Here is a 17177-nt window from a genome sequence, read left to right on the forward strand (position 1 = left end):
CCAGCTTTCCGGCAGCCCCAAAGCCTTGCCCACCCATTCCGAACAAAACCAGCGCTGCCTGTTTTCAGGTAGCCCGAACACCACGCCGAACGCCCCTGGCAGGTCGTAGCCTTGGCCTTGGGTTTCCTCCCATAAACCATGCAGCCGCCCGCCCACACTGTCCGGCAGCGGGATTAAATCCCACTTAGCCGATGGCAGCGGCATGATTTTGCGGCGTACACCTTTATCACGCAGGCTAGCGGAATAGCACTCGTATTCCTGCCCGCCTGCCGTTTCAGGTAGCCTGACGGCAAGCTCACAATGTGAGTACCGCCCGCGCGTAAGAATGCGAGTCAGCCCATCAGTAAACCGTGCCGCCCATACGCGCCAGCCCGTGCCGCCACGGTGGCCGTGATACAAAGCCAAGTAAATCATTTGCCCACCTCACACAGCTTGTCGGATATGGGTTTAATCTCAGCCAAGATTTCCGCCGCGCGTTTGTCCACCTCGGCGGCAGTCTTCAGCACCTTCAATTCAAACTTCCTCATCCGCAACGCCCCGAGCTTGCCCATGGCCGCGCGCAGGTTGTCGGCTTGGGCAATGATGATGTCGGTCGCTTCGCAGGCGGTTTTCCCGGCAGGTTTGGCAAAAGCGGCTACCTGAACGGGTGTATCCCCTTTGCAGCCACCGGCCTTGTAATCCCTTGCCTGTTGTTCGCGCAGCAGATACTCAGGCTGGAAGCGGGTAACGTGGCGGTAGGCTTCATCCACCAGGTTGTTAATCGCATCCGTGCCTTTGTCGATGGCTTCGGCCAGCAGCTGGGAAGCGGCGGCTTTGGTTAGCACCCACGCCTTGGCCTGAACATCCCATGTTTGATGCTCGTTCTCGCGCTGAGTAAATGTCAGCCCGCCTGGTAATTCACCCACCTTCTCAATCACTACCGCCGCGCCATCGCTGGTCTGATAAGCGGTTTTGCCGCGATGGTCGGGCAGGTATTGCCACTTACCTTCAGCTTCGCACGGCCAGAAACCAGTCCGCTCCTCCGGCTCGATACGCAAAGCATTGTCCGGCGGCAAGCTGTCCGGGTTGGCTGTCGTACTGTAGAGATAGGGATGCAGCGGGTCGGTCGGGTCAAAGTAAAAGTTCTGCATGGTTTACACTCCCAAATAGATGGCCGGGGTCAGGCCGATATTGAGCGGGCGGTTTTCGTTGGCGGTGGGCACGGCGGAGGAGAGGTCGAAAACCTCAAAAGTTTTAACCACTCCAGTAGTCGCCTGGACTATGAGAGGTTGCCTTGCCCCGTCCGGAAGCCCCTCTAAAACAAAAGGGGGTTGGGTGTAGTCTTGTCGAGGGTTGTAGCTAGAAGCTCTGTTCCCATACCCCGTGCGCCCCCTCACATTCCGAATCGCATCCCCCTGCACCTCGCCCAAGGTTTTAGAGGCGCGGAAGAAATACCCTCTGCCGTCGCCGTGATACAAATTCGGCAAATTCACTTCGTCGCCGCTCACCGCAATCTTGAACGCCGTGCGGTAGGCTTCCGGCAAAGACAGCAACGCTTTGCCCTGCAGCGAGTCCTTGTGGTATTTGTCGCCGTTGGCGTGATACCAGCGTTTGGGGAGCGCATCGGCGGGGAAGGGCAGCAGTTCGATTTTGCCCGGCACTTGGCTTTGCGCCGCGCCCACCTTCTCTTCCAGCTCCTCCTGGGTTACCGCCTTGCTCTTAAACTCTTCAAAAACGCTGGTATCCAGCTTCGCCGCCAGCTTGCCGCTCACACTATTCACCGCGCCGTCCGCGCTGGCGGCAGCGGCTTCGGCAGCCACCCTCGATTGCTCCGCCGCGTCCGCGCTCGCCTTGGCCGCGCGTGCCGAAGCCTCCGCTTGCGTAGCCAATTGCGCCACCACGCCGGCCTGCGTGCTCACTTGTGCCGCCGCCTGCTGGGTTTGCGCCGCCGCCTGCAAAGCCTTGCGTCCTTCCTCCTGCACTTGCGCCTGCATATGCGCCACCTGCCGGAGCACCTGGTGCAGCTCCGCCCCTTTCTCGCCGAATCTGTGCCAGTTGGCGGGCGTGAAGGCTGCATCTTGGTTCGCCCTCATGCACACAAACAAATGCCCTTGGTAATCCACAATATCCTTGTCGGCATAGCTCTCCCCCGCCTGCCATTCGCCGCGCAGGTTAAAGCCGCCCATCAGGTTGAGCACCGTTTCGCCCAAGGCATGCAGATGCACCGTGGCATCCTTCAGGCTCCCATCGTCGCGCTGGATTAGCTCCAAGTTGCCCACAATGCCGTTGATGGATTGCGAAATGCCCGATAGCTCCGCGTCCAATGCCCCCGCGTTAATCGGGCTGCGCCCCGGCACGTTGTTGCGGGTTTGCTCGGCAAAGCCCACTTGCGGTTCGTAGCGGTTTGGTTGCGCCATAAAAAATACCCCCGTTATTTCAACAGGGGTATTGTGGCAGGGGTTTTAATCGGTTACGTTCAATCCTTCGCGCGTCCGGGCATTTGTTCAAACAGCCGCTGCAATGCTTGCTGCCTCCGTCCGAGCATGGCTTCCTTGGCACGCGGGCTGAGCGTGTTGTTGCGGCGGATGCGTCCCATATCGGCGCGGATTTCCCGCTCTTGGCTGCGTAGCCTGCGCTGTGTGGCCGCGCGTAAATCCTCCGGCTTCTCGCCGCGAATCTTCACGCCCAGCGCACCCAAAGCCGCGCGGTATAGCTGCTTATCTTCGCCGCGATAAGTCTTGCCCGTCCAGCCCAAATCTTCCAACACTTCGGCGGCTTTCGTGCCTTCCAGCTGGTTCTTTATCCCGTCCAGCACATTGTTGCTGTGGTAGGAGAAGGGCATGCCCACGCTGGCCGGCAGAATCTGCCCCGCAATCCACTTGGCGCGGATGGTGTTTTTCTCGCCCTCCGTCATGTAGTCCTGCACCAGCTTGCCGCCGGTGAAGGTGTCAATGTTGTTGTGCAATGCATCGTATGCACCAAGCCACGGGCCACTAGGTCTTAAAAACTGCGGTATATCCACCCCGCCGGTACGGCTTTGCGTGTCGGCAAAATCGCCCAGCGGCAGCCAGCGATACACATCGATAAACATCGGCTTGCCTTGGCTGTCGTTCCACGGCAGGCGAATAAGCTTCGGCGTGCCGAAAGAAGTGTAGCCCGTCATGTATTCCGGCATATACTGGCGCTCTTCCTCCTCGTCCGCATCATCGCCCAACATGGCGTAAGACATCGCGTTCAGCGCATACATCAGCCCCGTTACCGCCAAGAAGCGGTGCGGCCTAGTCAATGCCCCGCGCAACACCGCCGGAATCGCCTTGTAGGTGTAGCTCACAAACGGCAGCACCCCAACATCACGAACAATCCTGATTGTTTTCGGCACTTCGCCGTAGTCGAAGAAAAAGTTCAGCGTGTAATCCCGCGCCTCGGTATTGGATAAGCCCTTGCTGCGAGCCATCCGGTACAAGGCCATTTTAAATACCTCATCTTCCACGCGGTAGGCTGCCTGCGCCACGTTAGCGGTTTTCCTCACCGCCTTGCCGCCCGCGCTGCCCACCTTGCCCACAGCATGCGCCGCCATTCCGGCCGCCCCGAACGTTACCTTATTGATGGCATGTGCAGTCTTGCCAACCACACCACGGCTCAATTCATCCGCCCGCCTGATAACGCGGGTAAAGAAGCGCTCGGTAATCACCGCATCATCCGCCGTGTTGTTCAGGCCGGTAAACATCTCGCGTATCCCCGCGCTGTCCACCGCCTCGCCCACCAAGCCCAGCTCCAAAGCCTCGCGGTACAGCGCATCCTTATTCACGATGCTGGCCGCTGCCGGTTGTAAATCGCGTATCCGACCGCCGGCAATAAACAGCAGCGAGAAGTTGGACACCACGTTGTTGGTGTGCGCCACCGGGTTATAAACCGTCTTAGTCAGCTTCCACCAGCCCAGCGAAGCCCGCCAAATCTTCAAAGCCGCATTCTGCACGGCGAATTGCTGCTTCAGGTGGTAATACACATCCGGATGCACATACATCCCCGCCAACGCCCCGTAGCGGTGTACGCCGCCTGTGCCGGCAATGGTGGTGTCCGGCACTTTCTCCCAGCCTTCCACCTCTGTCTTGCTCGCCAGCTCCTCGTTCTGCGCAATGCGTTGGAACAATACGCCTTTAGCTAAATCCGCCTGTGTCTGCACATAGCCCTGCGTGAAGCGCAAAATCGCATCGCGCTCCTCGCCCATCTGTGCGCGTTCCTCCCGCGTGTAGTCGCGCCACATCAGCACCTTGCCCGCGTGTCTGCCTTGGTTGCCGAAGTCCTGCCGCAGCTCGAAGCCACGCGCCTCGTAGTCAGCCTGTTCGCTGCGTGATACCGTTTTGAAAATCCCGCGCCCCTTCAGGTGCTGGCCGCCCAGCGCATTGCCCAAGCCGCCGCGCATCGCTTTGTTAAATTCGCGGTTCAGCTTGGCCAAATCGTTGCCGCCAAACAGCTCCGTACGCTGGCGGTACAGTCGCGGCAGGTAGGTATCTTTAAAGCGTTCCAGGCTTTCGCGGCTCAGCATGCCCAAATCTGCCAGCTGCTCGCCCTGTTGGCTCAACAGATTGCGGATGGTGCCGGCCAGCTCCCGCATTTCCGGCGACACCTCAATCCCCGGCGGCAGCTCTTTCTCCAAAATATCCGAAAGCAGGGCGCGTTCCTCCGCCGTCATCTGCACGCCGGCCTGCGCCATTTCCGAAGCTGTCATTCCCGCCACATTCAGCTGCGAGCGGTAGTCGCGCATCATCTCGGTAAATTCCTGCGGCGCAGTATTCGCCAGCTTCAGCTTGGCTAGGGCGGGCTTCACTAAGCTGCCTAGCCCGTGGTACAGCGCCAAGCCCTTCTCCCATTCGCCCAGCTCGTTCCTGTCCAGCCAGCCCGGCTTCGCCTTGTCGGTCAGCTCCGCTGCGCTGCGGCTGAATTTCTCTGCCGGCTTAGCTGTCTCCGCTGTCGGTATTTCGTCTGCGTGGTCATCATCCGGCGCTTTATCGGATGGCTGGCTTCCTTCCATGCCCGCCCTATCAATCCGCCGCAACAGCTCGAACACCTCGCCATCGCCAAACTCCGCCTGCTGAATACCGAACGCCCGCGCCAGCACCGCCTGCAAGCGTTTGGCAAAGCGCGAGAAATAGCCCGCCAGCCCGCCGCGCATCGCCAGCGGCACGTTCACTTTGTATTTGCTCTCCAGCGCCGCATAGTCGCGGTTCTTCATGGCGGAATAAAGCTCCACCGCTGCCTCTTCCGTGGCGCTGTCCAGATTGATGGTTTCGCCCGCCGCCTTGCGTTGGCGCAGGATGGTTTGTGCCAACTGCTTGATGGTTGGGTTCAGCCGCGCCTGTTCCAGCACACCGCGCCATTGCTGCCAGCCAGCCACGTCAATTTTGCGGTGTCCCAGCTCGTGCCAGGCGGCAAACTGTGCCGTCCGCGCATTGGGCAGGTTGTCCGCAATCAGCGTGATGCGTTTGCTCTGCGGGTCATACCAGCCCTCCACCCCGCGCAAATTCTCTGCGCCGTTCGGGCGGCTGGCTTCCTCGGCAGTCCGCACGTCAATCAGCCGCATATTGTGCCGCCCCACCGCGCGTTCCACCTGCTGCCGGATTTCCGCCACCCGCTCCGGCGTGGCCGTGCTTGTGGTGTTGCGGGATGGGTTCACCGAAAGGCTGGGGTTGTTTTTCAGGTAGCCTTGCAGGTTCTTTTCGGTTAGAATCTTAGTACGGCTTGTGTTTAAATTAGGCAGGCGGGGCAATTGGAGCCCCGAACGTCCTAAGAATTCACGAGCCATTTCTTTGTTTACATAGTCAATGTTGCCGTTGCGCAAATCTCGTTCAATATCCCGCATTGCTTGGGATGGGTTGCCATCTTTCGCATATCCGTTCACCAGCACATGAATGCGCAGCGATTTATGGTCTGGCTCTACCACTAAATAAATTGGTGCGCCATTAATCAGCTCGTTGGGGATAAAGACTAAGCGTTTATCATGTGTTCTTGACTTCAACACAGCAACCGGATTATCCAGCCATTCAGGCACAGCCTTCCATCGTTCCGCCGTCATCTCTGGATGGTTGGATTGATTGCGGACAACCTTCGATTCGTCAAGCTGCACAGGCATATCGCCGTAGCCCAGCATATCCAGCAAGTCAGAACGATTTAATACATTCACACCATGCAGATTGGCTGGCTTCCCTGCAAACAGCTCATCAATCCGCTGCTCGTATTGCTCCTGCGTGGATACGCTGCGGCTCAGCTTCGGCGCATCTTCCTCCGCTACTCTTCCGCCTTGTCCTCCGTCTCGCCCAGTTCCACCTTGGTTTTCGCCAGCGCCTGCTTCATCGCCTCGGCGGCCTGCGGGTTGCGGTTCAGTTTCTGAAACAGGCTCGCCAGCGGGTCGCTCGTCTGTCCGCTCGAAGAGTTGCCCGCTGTCTGCGTTTCGTCCGTGTTCTTGTTCGTAGTCATGTATCGTTCTTTCCAAAAGTTGCTGTTTGTCGGGTGCGGCCTGCTCGCCGAACACATCCTGCTGGTTCGGGTTGCCCTGCGCCGCCAAGGCATCGTAATAGTTGCGCAGCAGCGTGGCAATAGCCTTGCCGCTGCGTTTGTGTTCCTCAAAGAAGGCCAGCAGCTCGCGCGATACCGCGTTCATCTCTTCGCCGAACAAGCCCTGTTGTGCCAAGTAGTCGGCCACGCTGCCGCCCTGTTCGCGGATTTGGTTCAGCTTCTCCGCCGCCTGCACCACTTCCTCGGCAATATCCGCATCGTGCATCGCCCCGGCGCGGATGTTGTCGCGTGCCTGGGCAATCTTCGGCGCAGCCTGCACCAGCGCATTTACCAAGTTTCGCGCCCCTTGGTCGGTGCTCTCCACCATGCGGCTCAAGGTTGGGCTGTTGCCGTAGGCGCGGTAGAGCAGGGCGTTGCGTAAGCGGCGCACGCCGTCTTGGCTCAAGCGCCCGTCCGCATCCACCATCTGCGCCCGCACCGTGTGCGGCATCGCGCCCACAAAGTCGCGGATAAAGCCACGGTTCGCCGCCGTGTTCAGTTCGCCGCTGTCGTCTGCCGTGAAGCGGCCGAAGTCCGGCAGGCGGTCGGCATCCGCCCGCGCCTGTTCCAAAGCGCTCATGCCCAAGCCGCCGCCTTCATTGGAAGCCACCGCCGCCTTGGCAATATCCACTGATTCATCCAGCTGGCGCACCAATACCGGCTTGTTCATCCGCGCAATCTCCTCGCGGCTCAAGCCGAATTCATCCGCATGGTCCAGCAGGTATTGCCGGTAGCCCTCGCCGTTGCCGTTGTCGTAAGCCTGCGCCAAGCCCATCACGCGCCCGTTGCCGCCGATGATGGTGCGCCCGTCATTCGCCAAGGTCGGTGCGCCCGTGCCCACCTCCTTGCTGTCGCCCAGCAGTTCCGGCTCCAAGTTCTGCGCAATGTGGTTGATTTGCATCTGCGAAGCCGCCCGGCTGCGGTCGCGGTATTGGTTATCCGTGCCGGCCACCGATGGCGTCAGCTCGTCCGCCTCCATCAGCTGCAAACGCGCCTGCCGCATCTGGTTGTCCAGATACACCTTGGTTTGCCGCCCCAGCCGTTCGGATTGCTCCCGCATCTCTTCAGCCGCCGCCTGCGATTCCCGCGCCGCCCGCTGCATCTCCTGCATCGCTTGGCTGTTGTCGCCCATGCCGTTGTCAAACGCGGCTTGCTGGTCGGGTAGGGCAGGGGAAGCCTCAGCGTATTCAGTCGCCCCGCCTGTTTCGGCTGTGCCGTTGTTTTTTACCAGTCTGCCGGCAGGTGTGCCTTGTATCGAAACAGCGGCGGCCACATTGCCCACAATCCTCCCCGGCTTCCAGCCTTCCACCTCGCGCATCCGCTGCATAATCGCTTCACGCTCGGCAGCGGTGTAGCGGCTCATCGGTTTGTTCTGCCCGCCCACCGCATTCAGCACGCGGGCATAGTAGGCCGCGGTGTTGTTAATTACGCGCCCTTGGCGGTCTTTCGGCGGTGCATAGCGGTAAATCGCATCATGCAGCGAAAGGTTGCGGTATTTGGGCGATTCAAACAACAAAGCCGCCTTCGCCCGTCTGCCTGCTTCCTCGGTCGGGAATACCGCCATCGTATGCCCCGCTGCGTTCTGGTCATGGCCGATTGCGCCGTAGCGGCGGGCGAAATCGCCATACACAATATTGCCCGGGTTATTATTGCGCCAAGCCCGTGAGCCGCCGATGCGCTGATAAGTGCTGCCATCGCGCATCACATAAGTGCGCACCATCTGATTGCCCGCTTGCACCGATACCACCTGCTGTGCCGCCGGTGTGCGCCGCGTTTTAAATCCCCCGTTGGCCGTGGCTTGTTGAATAACGTTGTTGGTGTCCGTCACCGCATTGCCCGTTTTCGCCATCCGCCCCGGTCTGGTCGGTTGCGCTGCGGGCTGTTGGATAGGCTGCCGGATAGGCTGCTGCACCGGTTGCGCGTTCTGCGCATCCAGCCGCTGCATAAAGCGCTGCACCTGCGGCTTCTGCTGAGTGCGCACCGCATCCACGCCGCGTTGCACCAATGCCCCGCCCGCGCCCAAGGCAACGTTGCCGCCGCTGCTCACCAGCGAAGATACCGCCGTTGTGCGTGCCGCTTCGCCGCGTGAGTTCCAATAATCCCGCTGCCAGTTCGCATTCTTCGGCGCATCAAGATAGGCAGCCTGCATATAGTCCTGCCCCAGCGTGGCGACTTGTTCGCCCAAGCCTTCGCCCAGCATATAGCGTGCCGGCACTTTCACCGCTTCAGCCAGCGGGCGGTTGCTTTTCACCATATCCACCAATGCGCCGGCAGGCAGTTTTTCCGTGCCCACTTCAATCGCGCCCTGCGTGGTGGCATACAGCGCCGCCGGAATCGGGTTCACGCCCGCTTCCCGCGCATTGCCGTATTCGGTCAGCCCGGTCTGCGCCCCCATGCCGCCATACATGATGGCCGGGTTTTTCATCACCAAAGCGCCCACCGTCAGCGGCGCGGTCGAGCCGAAGCTGTTCAAGCCTTGCCCCACATCGCGGCCAATATCGGTCTGATAGTTCAGCGTGGCATTCTGTTGTGCCGCCTGTGCCTTATCGGCCTGCTCCTTCGCCCATCCGCCAAGCGTGCCCGTGCCCAAGCTGTTAAAGCTCAAATCGTCTGCCGCATGGTAGAAGCCGCTGTTGAGCGCATGCACCCCGCCTTTGAGGCCGCCCCACACCGTCTCCGGCGCTTGAATAACGGCACGCGCCGTATCGCCCGCGCCCGAAGCGCCCCATTGCTGCACGGAGCGCACCAGCTGCGCCGAAGTCGGCGACATCCCCACCACGCCGTCAATCTCCGCCATACCCTGCGGGCTGTTGCGGTAAGCGTCCGCCTGATTGCGCGGCAGCTGCTCCATAAACTGCTGGGCAGCCGTCTGCTGTTTTTGGCTTCGTGTGTGCTGTTGGTTTGGTTGTTGGAACAGTTGCCGCAAAAATTCTTCTCTGCCGTAGCCCATAAAAAATACCTCTGCTGGATAACAGAGGCATTGTGGCAAACTTCTAATCGGTTACGTTTATTTCAGGTAGCGGGCGGCCAGCGCTTCGATATGGTCGCGCGGCACGCTGCTGCCGTTCGGCAGGTGTCCGCTCTGATATAGCTGGGTCAGCGTGGCTCTCACCTGCTGCGGGCTGGATTTCCCCAGTGGCGGCAGCCCCATATTCTTCACTATGTTGTCATACATCGCCATATTGTCGGCATAGGAAATGCTGCCCTGTTCGCCAAATAATCCCGCCGCCGTATCGTATTGGGTCGTCCTGCCGGTCAGGTTGGCAGCGGGCAGCAGATTAGCCGGCTGCGGCGTATAGGCATACTGCGACAGCGCTCCCGCCAGCGGGTGTATCGGCATCACTATTTGCGGCTGCTGGGGTACGGTGGCAGCCACATTCGGCGCAGTCTGAGTTGGCGCGGTCGGTAAAGCTTGGGTCAGCTGGCGCAAGCCCATCGCCCGTCCGGTCGCTCCGCCCACATCTTTCGCCCCTTCAAGCTGGCGCAGGTAAATCGGCAGGTATTCGTTTTCGTCGGCGTAGCCCTCTCGCGCCATCTCTTGGCGGAAACGCTGGTAGGCATTGGCATCCATATTAAACACCGATTCCACCGCCGCCGCCGGCAAGGGTTTGTAAACTTGGCTCGGCGGTTTCTGTTGCGGGTTGAGCTGCTCGTTTAGCCGCACCAGCTTGCCGTTGTTGTCGATAGCCAAGCCCTGCTGCCGCAGCCCTTCCGTCTGCGTCCGTGCGCCGGATAATGCCGTGTTGGCATAGTTCAAACCGGTGCGGGATTGCACCTCGTCAACCCTAGCCCGATACATATCCGTGGATTGCTGGCCGCCGGTCGCGGTATTCAGGATTTCCCCGTTGCTGCCTACGCGGAACGGGGTATAAGTATCCCCGGAGCGCATGGCGGTCAGTTGATTGGCTCGGTTTACGTCCCCGTTTTGGTAGGCGGTTAATGCCAGTTCGCCAAGTTGTTGTTTGTTGGCATTTTCTTGTGCAATACCAATCCCGCGAATCGCCTCCAGCCCGCTGCCGCCATAGGCATTGTTCAGGTTGATGGCGTCGGCATAGCGTTGCGCGTTCCCCCATTGCGGCTGGCTCATCGCTTTCTGCAACGCCATCGCATCGTTGTACTCTTCCAGTAAATTCGGCGAGGCTTCTGGATTCGGGTTCTGCCAGCCCAAGCGCTCGGCCAAACGGTTCTGCACCCGTGGCGAAAGGTCGCCAAACTGCTGCCTGATATAGTTCGGGATTAGGTTATCCCGTATCTGCCGCTGCCGTGCCGCCTGTTCGCGCTCGTCGCGCATCTTGTCCAGCTCCACGCCCAGCATCTGGTTTTTCAGCCCCGCCGCCACGCCGGCCATGCGGCTCTGTCCGCTCAATGCCTGCGCAATCGGCGACATCGCCTCTTCAGTAATCACAAACTTCACCATTTAAAACACCCCTTTCGCTGCCGATTTGTTCGCCCTCATCGTGCTCATCGTACCCATCGAGCTGGCCGCGCCGCCCATATTCCCGCCCAGCCCGCTCATGCCGATATTCATCAGCGTGCCACCAAGCGCCTGCATGCCCATGCCCTTGCCCGGGTCGTATTTCGCCCGTGCCTTGGTGCGCTCGTTGTCCATATTGTCAAATAGCCAATCGTAGCCGTTGCGCAGCGCATTGCGCCGTGCCTGAATCGCCGATTGGTCGAGCCGGTGGTTAATCGAGCCCATCATCTGGTTGGCCATCGCCTCCTGCCCCGCGCCCGAAGCGCCAAACAGCCGAGCCAGTTTGATTGCCCGGTCGGTCTGCCGCCCTGCCGATTCCGCCCGCTGGCGCAGGTATTCATCGCTCTGGTTGCCTTCCGCCGCTTTGGCAATGCTGTCCTGCCCCAAGATGTTCGCCTGTTGCAGCGCGTTCACGTTGCTGGCGGTCTGCTTGTCCTCCGCCTCCTGCATCTGCGGGCGGCGGGTCGGGGCGACCTCTTGCGCCTCATCCAGCACCGATTGCCGCTGCTCATCGCCCATCTTCTGCTCTTCCTGCCGCTTGTTGTTGGCCAGGTATTGCTGCGCGTTGGCATAGGCTTCCTGTTCCGCGTTGGCGCGTTTGTATTCCTTCACTTGCTGCTGCTGGCCGGCATAGCTCGCCGCCGCGCCCACCAGCGCCGCCACACCATAGGCAATACTGTATCCGTCACACATGCTCCCCTCCTAGCTGATTCGTCCGCCGTAGCTGCCCAAGCCGCCCACCGATTTCTGCATATTGCCGTAGGGGTTGGCCGCGCCGTTGGCGAATTGGTACTGGTTCCAGGCATTGCCGATACCGGCAAACAGGTTGTTCAATAGTTTGCTTGAAGGCTCGCTCAGCGCCTGCTGGCGGTTAATCGCCATGCGTTGCGCCGCCGCTGCCGCCGCGCTGTCCGCGTCCATGCCCGCATTGATGCGTGAAATCAAATCCGCGCGGGTGTTTTCATCTTCGCTCCGCATCTTCGCCACTTGGCTGTCCGCCAATTGGTTGGCTTGGATGATGCTGCGCTGGTTGGCATCGGTTATTTGCCGGTTGGCGTCAATGTCCACGCTGCCGCCGGCCAAGCCCGAGCGAGCCAGCCCGAAGCGCACCGCACGTTGCGCGTCATCACGGTTGCGCCCAATATCATCCATCATCAGGTTCAGGTTGTTCTGCCGCACCTGTCCGTAGGCCGCGTTGCGTTCGGCCAAGTTGTGCTCCGCCACCGCGCCGCCGCCCATGCCGTAGAGCCGGTTGATGTGCGCCACCGCTTCCTGCCGCCTCAATTCCTCCGCCGCACGCCGGGCTTCGTCCGCCCGCATCTGGCGCATTTGTTCGTCTTGCACGGCGTTGCCGCCGCCGCCGCCGCCACCACCACACATAAGCTACCTCACAATCTCAAACACAATAAAATCTTCGCCGCCCTTGCCCAGCTTGGGCAGGGTAGCGCCTCGTTGAAAGCCCAGCCGTTCCAGCCAGGCATGCGATACGGTATGAAAAGCCGCGCTATACGCCTGAATCCGGTGCAGATGGGGCAGGGCGGCCAATACCTTTTTCGATTGCCGCGTAATCTCAATGCCGTGGCGGGCGAAATCGTCCGTGCCCACCATCCAAGCGTTGCCCACACCAGGCCAGCATTCATACACCCCGCCCATCGCCACCGGCACGCCGTCCTCGTCCAAACAGCACCAGCCGCCGCAATGGGCGCATTCCTCGGCAAACTCGTGCCGGTATTCGTCGCGCCGCAGCGCCATAATCTCGCGCACATCGTCCTCGCGCATAGTAAAGGCCAGCACGTTCGCCAGCTCCAAAGTCAGCGGCACCATCATACGGCGTAGCCTCCCGAGAGCTCGTAATACAGCGTCACCGAAGCCAGCTCAAAAGCCTGGTTGTCATGGTTGCCGATACGGATAGCCAGGTTGGTCGCCATCACTTCCACCGGCAATCTCGGCAGCGGTCGCGTGTCGCCGCGCAGGAAAATCGGCGGCGTGAGCAAATCCGGCCGCGCTGGGTTGAAGGCAAACTGCACCTCCAAGCTGCCGTCCGCCGCCACATCCACCCCAGTAAACTGCTTCAATACCCCGGGCTTGCGCATATCCAAATACGGCAGCTCCGCCACCACCTCAATCGGCTGCCCGTCATCCGAGTGGCTGTCCGGGTCAAACACATACAAGTCCGCCCCGCTCCTCAGATACAGCTTGGCTTCGTATTCCGCCACCGCCTCCACTTCAAACGGGAAAGTCCACATACTCCACGCCGAAATCTTGCTGCTGCGGCTGTAGGAATACACATAGGCATAATCGCCCATAAAGCACAGCAGCTGCCCCGTGCCGCGCCAATACACCATCTTCGGCTCGATTGCCCGTTTCAAATCCTGCTGCACCAAGGCATCAATCGGGCTGCCGATGTCGTTGTCCATCAGGTTGGTAGAAAACGCCTGCACCGCCACGCTGCGGAAGCCGTTTTGGCTCAAAAAGAAAATATCCGAGCCCATGCCCGCATGACTGTAAGGGAAGGGTGTGCCAATCGGCACAGTCGAAATCAGCCGGTGGTTTTTCGGGTCGGGGTCAACCTGCCAAATCTGCGCCGAATCCTCAAAGAACACCACCAGATTGCCCTGGTATTCCCCCAAGGCGGTCGGCTTGTTGTTCACGCTCTGCTGCAAGGCCACCGGCAAAAAGCCCGCATCGTCCGGCGTGCTCCAATCCCGCGCGTTGCCCGTGGCGGAAAATCGCACCACGTCATTCTTGATGGCAAACATCTTGCCTGCCTTCTTGATGAGGCTTCTTGAGTGCGGGCAGTTCGCATCCTGCACCAGCGTTTCATATTTGCCGTCCAAATAGTGATGCTCAATCGAGCCGTCTTCGCATTCCACCGCCGCATAGATGAAGCCGTTGAACACCTCCGCATGCACCAGCCGCACCATATTCTTGCCATACGGCTCGCGGATACGGCTGTTTTTAATCTGCGGGAATTGCGCGTGGTCGCCGCCGAAAGCCGAAAACGTCCACAGCGCATCCACCCCGCCGAACAAGCCGAAGCTGCCCGAATTCAGGCTGCCCAGCCGTTTCAGCCCCGGGCGTTTGCGAATCGTCCGCCCCGTGGTCACATAGGCATTTTTCAGCATCCTGAGCCGGTTCGCATCTGCCGAGCTGGCCAGCTGCCGCACATCCAAGCCGCCATCGAAGCGGTCAAAAGTAATCGCCGGCATCCTACCCCCTCCAGCCTAGCACCCATGCCACCAATGCGAAGCCGATAGACAGCGCCAGCACCAGCAGCGCAATACTTGCCGCCCAAGCCAGCCGCAAAGCTGCCTGGTCTGCCGCCTGTTGGCTAATCTTGCCTTGAATATTCATGCTAATATCCAGTTTACTTAGTAAGCTTAACGGGTTAAAATTCATCCATGTTCCACCTTCCCTGAAAATGGTCGAACCAGAAAGCCGGCAAGGATTCCGCCCCTTGCTGGCTTTTGCTTTGGCTCGTATTAAATCAGCTTTTTAATCGGTTACGTTAAAACAAAAAAGGCCGCCTGTTTTTCAGGTAGCCTCCTTATCTGCCGGCTATTCACGGCACAATCTGATGCGGCTTCACCGGCACGGCATAGGGGTCATACGCCGCCTTGCGCTCCTCCCCGTCCACGCCGAAGTTGTCCATCTTCGCCTGCCGCAGCATCGCCGCGTAGCGGTCGGTGTAAAGCTGCACGTCCGCCTGCCGGTAATGCCCTTTTGCCATCGCCAGCGCCAGCGTCAGCAGCAAATCATCCGGCACGCTGCACCGGTCGTTGTCCTGCTCGAAGCGCTTGGGCGCGGCATAGTATTCAATCCGAATCGGCACCGGGGCGCTATCCGGCACCGGCTCAAACTCCAGCTGAATCGTGCCTTCCTCCCGCGCCGTCTGCTCGTAGTAGCGCGGCAGGCCGTTCTCCGGTATCTCGCCCACGCGCGGCACGCCAGCCGTCAGCTGATACCAGTCCGCCCCGTCTCGGGCATATACCCCATACAGCACCCCCATCGGCGCATCGTCCGGCAAGTCCAGCACCCGCTGCCCCACGCCCAAATCCTCGGTGTGCTTCTTCAAGAGATAGCGCCAGTCCACCTCCCGCCACAGCTGCGCCTGCGCCTGTTGCAGAAACTGGTTCAAAATCGGAATCTGCAAATCAATCACGCCGGCCTGCGCACCAAAGCCCAGCGACACCGCCAGGCTCTCGCGCAGCTGCGCCAGCGTTCTAAACTGCTGCCTCATCGCCGCCCTCCGGCGCTTCCGGCTGCTCGGCTGCCGCACGTTTGCGCTTGTTCGGCTTCGGCGCTTCCGGCTGCTCGGTATCAGCTGCCCCGCGCTGCATCGCCTCGCCCAAGCTCAAATCAGACGGATACAGCACATCCGCCCAATAGGCATCTTCCGTTTTCAGGCCGTATTTCAGGCGCAGGCGTTCGCGCTCATCGCGCACATCGGCAAACTCCAGCACGCCGGCCGGTGCTTCCGAGCGCAGCTTCACCGCGTCCGAGCCGTGAATCATCGCCAGCAGTTCCGCCTCATGGCGCGGCACGGTGGCCGGAATCTCCGTCTCCATCCCGCGCAACACCAACACATCAAACATCTTCAACAGCATAGTTCAATCCTTTTCGCTTAATCAGAAACAGGCTACCTGAAACCGTTGCAGGATTTTCAGGTAGCCCCATACCGCTATTTCAGCGCCAACACCGCATGCGCAGACGGCATATTCATGGTCAGCGCACCGCGCCACAACAGCGCCCAGTAGTGGTTGTAGTTGTCTTTGCTGCGTGGCGGATGGCGGGTCACGAAATCGCTGCCGCTAATCGGGCGCAGGGAGAGATGATTCATATTCAGGAAGTAGCAACGTTTGCTCCAGCTGGTCAGCGTGGTGTCCGCGCCGGCAAAGTTGTCATCCCATTCCGGGCAGTATTCAATCGGAATACCCTTCCAATACAGGCCGGAAGTGGACATATCCGCGCTCACGCCGCCCTTGCCCGAATCGGTTACTTGGCGGCTGGCCGCGCCAATCGTGCCGTTGCTTTGCGCTGCCTTGCGGTAGGCGTCGATAAAGTCCGCACCGGCCAGAATCACGTTCGGCATGCCCTGCGCACGGCGGATACAGGCACGCCATGCTTTCTCCATCTGCTCCTGCAAAGAGGCCGCCACCAAGGCTTTATCCACATAATGGCGCCACCAAGTATAGGTTGCGCGGTCGAGGCCGCCCGCCTTGCCGGTGGCGTTATCCAAAGGCAGTAAACCGTCCAAGCCCACAATCTGCTTGGTTGAGCCGGTGCCGGACAAATGCAGGTCGCGGCTGAAACGCTCCTGAGCGCCCAGCTTCAACGCCTCCATTTTTTCCTGCAACAGGTTGGTCAGCTGGATTTTCTCCGCGCCGGAGATATTGCCGCCGTTGCCGGAATCGTCCAGCTTAATGCCGTTGGCCACCAGCTCCGCTTCGTTCAGCATCATGCCATCGTGAAACTCATACCACGGGAAACGGCTCTGCTCCAGCGTGTCGCGCTTGGCGTATTGCAGCGTATCGCCGGAATCAAACCATTGCCCCGCGCTGCCGTAGTCCTTGCGGATTTGCTCCACAATATGCTCTTTCGCACCGGCAAACGGTTTTTTCTTGGCAGACAAATGTTTCAGCAGCGGGCGCTGCATGTCCACCATATCAATCGGGTTGTTTTTCAAATAAAAGTCCAAACCAGCCTTACCCACTACGGCCAGTTCTGAGGAAGTAATAGACATCGCTCATCTCCAAATCAAACAATCAAAAAGCCGACTGCCCATGCAGATGCGAACCTGCCTACGCCCACGCACGCGGCGAACCGTGCTTACGCCTATGGTCGGATAGCTTAATTATCCCCATGTTTTAATCGGTTGCATTCAAACAAAAAGCAGCCCGAAGGCTGCTGAAAAAGTCCGCGCGGGGCGGGTTTGAAATAGTAACTGCTAGAAAAAGCGAAAGGCCCCGAAAACCGGAGCCATAACGCCGACCAGGGAGCCCCCCAATCCACTTAGCGCACAGTATAGCCTATGGGTATCTAGCTTTCAATGTATTCCCCTTCCCAAATAGGCATCCCAGAATCTATTGCGGTTAGATTTAATTCCATTTGGAGGTGGACACCCACTGCGATTTGAGAATATTTATGTAATTTTTCAATTAGTGCATGGTTG

At 59.7% G+C, this 17177-nt stretch carries 13 protein-coding genes; all 13 read right to left on the minus strand.

Annotated elements, in window-relative coordinates:
* Positions 1-414 (minus strand): hypothetical protein (locus A7P95_RS10840; RefSeq protein WP_179945923.1); only part of this gene is annotated, 414 nt, incomplete at its 3' end.
* On the minus strand, positions 411-1130 hold the full coding sequence (locus tag A7P95_RS10845) for a hypothetical protein (protein WP_067595296.1): 720 nt from the start codon (positions 1128-1130) through the stop codon (positions 411-413). The genes A7P95_RS10840 and A7P95_RS10845, both read right to left, overlap by 4 nt.
* A 3-nt stretch (positions 1131-1133) precedes the next feature.
* Positions 1134-2396 carry a hypothetical protein gene (locus A7P95_RS11865; RefSeq protein ID WP_067595299.1) on the minus strand — a complete coding sequence of 421 codons (1263 nt, stop codon included), beginning with the start codon at positions 2394-2396 and terminating at the stop codon, positions 1134-1136.
* A 59-nt stretch (positions 2397-2455) separates the two neighbouring features.
* Positions 2456-9481 (minus strand): MuF-C-terminal domain-containing protein, encoded by a 7026-nt coding sequence (locus A7P95_RS10855; RefSeq protein WP_067595301.1) that lies wholly within the window; start codon positions 9479-9481, stop codon positions 2456-2458.
* A gap of 57 nt (positions 9482-9538) precedes the next feature.
* Positions 9539-10948, minus strand: a complete 1410-nt coding sequence (locus tag A7P95_RS10860; RefSeq protein WP_067595304.1) for a hypothetical protein — start codon at positions 10946-10948, stop codon at positions 9539-9541.
* On the minus strand, positions 10949-11698 hold the full coding sequence (locus A7P95_RS10865; protein WP_067595309.1) for a hypothetical protein: 750 nt from the start codon (positions 11696-11698) through the stop codon (positions 10949-10951). It abuts the gene before it with no gap.
* Positions 11699-11707: 9 nt separating this feature from the next.
* Complete coding sequence (locus tag A7P95_RS10870) at positions 11708-12385, minus strand: hypothetical protein (RefSeq protein WP_067595312.1); 678 nt, start codon at positions 12383-12385, stop codon at positions 11708-11710.
* A 3-nt stretch (positions 12386-12388) separates the two neighbouring features.
* Entirely contained in the window at positions 12389-12832 is a 444-nt protein-coding gene (locus A7P95_RS10875; protein WP_067595315.1) for a GNAT family N-acetyltransferase, read from the minus strand.
* Positions 12829-14214, minus strand: a complete 1386-nt coding sequence (locus tag A7P95_RS10880) for a hypothetical protein (RefSeq protein WP_067595317.1) — start codon at positions 14212-14214, stop codon at positions 12829-12831. The genes A7P95_RS10875 and A7P95_RS10880 overlap by 4 nt, the downstream gene beginning before the upstream one ends.
* A 1-nt stretch (position 14215) precedes the next feature.
* A complete protein-coding gene (locus A7P95_RS10885; protein ID WP_067595319.1) occupies positions 14216-14404 on the minus strand; it encodes a hypothetical protein in 189 nt (62 codons plus the stop codon).
* Positions 14405-14567: 163 nt separating this feature from the next.
* Positions 14568-15245 (minus strand): phage adaptor protein, encoded by a 678-nt coding sequence (locus tag A7P95_RS10890; protein ID WP_067595322.1) that lies wholly within the window; start codon positions 15243-15245, stop codon positions 14568-14570.
* Positions 15229-15612: a hypothetical protein gene (locus A7P95_RS10895; RefSeq protein WP_067595325.1), complete on the minus strand. Its 384-nt coding sequence runs from the start codon at positions 15610-15612 to the stop codon at positions 15229-15231. Before A7P95_RS10895 ends, A7P95_RS10890 begins: the two co-directional genes overlap by 17 nt.
* Positions 15613-15686: 74 nt before the next feature.
* Positions 15687-16748: a phage major capsid protein gene (locus tag A7P95_RS10900; RefSeq protein WP_067595328.1), complete on the minus strand. Its 1062-nt coding sequence runs from the start codon at positions 16746-16748 to the stop codon at positions 15687-15689.
* Between the last annotated feature and the right edge of the window lie 429 nt (positions 16749-17177).

It is taken from the genome of Eikenella longinqua, from assembly GCF_001648355.1.
Classification (GTDB): Bacteria; Pseudomonadota; Gammaproteobacteria; order Burkholderiales; family Neisseriaceae; genus Eikenella; species Eikenella longinqua.

Bases quoted from the DNA above. Each gene is read 5' to 3' on its own strand.
- A7P95_RS10875 (WP_067595315.1), bottom strand. From the start codon at position 12,832: ATGATGGTGCCGCTGACTTTGGAGCTGGCGAACGTGCTGGCCTTTACT.
- A7P95_RS10870 (WP_067595312.1), bottom strand. From the start codon at position 12,385: ATGTGTGGTGGTGGCGGCGGCGGCGGCGGCAACGCCGTGCAAGACGAA.
- A7P95_RS11865 (WP_067595299.1), bottom strand. From the start codon at position 2,396: ATGGCGCAACCAAACCGCTACGAACCGCAAGTGGGCTTTGCCGAGCAA.
- A7P95_RS10865 (WP_067595309.1), bottom strand. From the start codon at position 11,698: ATGTGTGACGGATACAGTATTGCCTATGGTGTGGCGGCGCTGGTGGGC.
- A7P95_RS10880 (WP_067595317.1), bottom strand. From the start codon at position 14,214: ATGCCGGCGATTACTTTTGACCGCTTCGATGGCGGCTTGGATGTGCGG.
- A7P95_RS10900 (WP_067595328.1), bottom strand. From the start codon at position 16,748: ATGTCTATTACTTCCTCAGAACTGGCCGTAGTGGGTAAGGCTGGTTTG.
- A7P95_RS10860 (WP_067595304.1), bottom strand. From the start codon at position 10,948: ATGGTGAAGTTTGTGATTACTGAAGAGGCGATGTCGCCGATTGCGCAG.
- A7P95_RS10895 (WP_067595325.1), bottom strand. From the start codon at position 15,612: ATGCTGTTGAAGATGTTTGATGTGTTGGTGTTGCGCGGGATGGAGACG.
- A7P95_RS10845 (WP_067595296.1), bottom strand. From the start codon at position 1,130: ATGCAGAACTTTTACTTTGACCCGACCGACCCGCTGCATCCCTATCTC.
- A7P95_RS10855 (WP_067595301.1), bottom strand. From the start codon at position 9,481: ATGGGCTACGGCAGAGAAGAATTTTTGCGGCAACTGTTCCAACAACCA.
- A7P95_RS10885 (WP_067595319.1), bottom strand. From the start codon at position 14,404: ATGAATTTTAACCCGTTAAGCTTACTAAGTAAACTGGATATTAGCATG.
- A7P95_RS10890 (WP_067595322.1), bottom strand. From the start codon at position 15,245: ATGAGGCAGCAGTTTAGAACGCTGGCGCAGCTGCGCGAGAGCCTGGCG.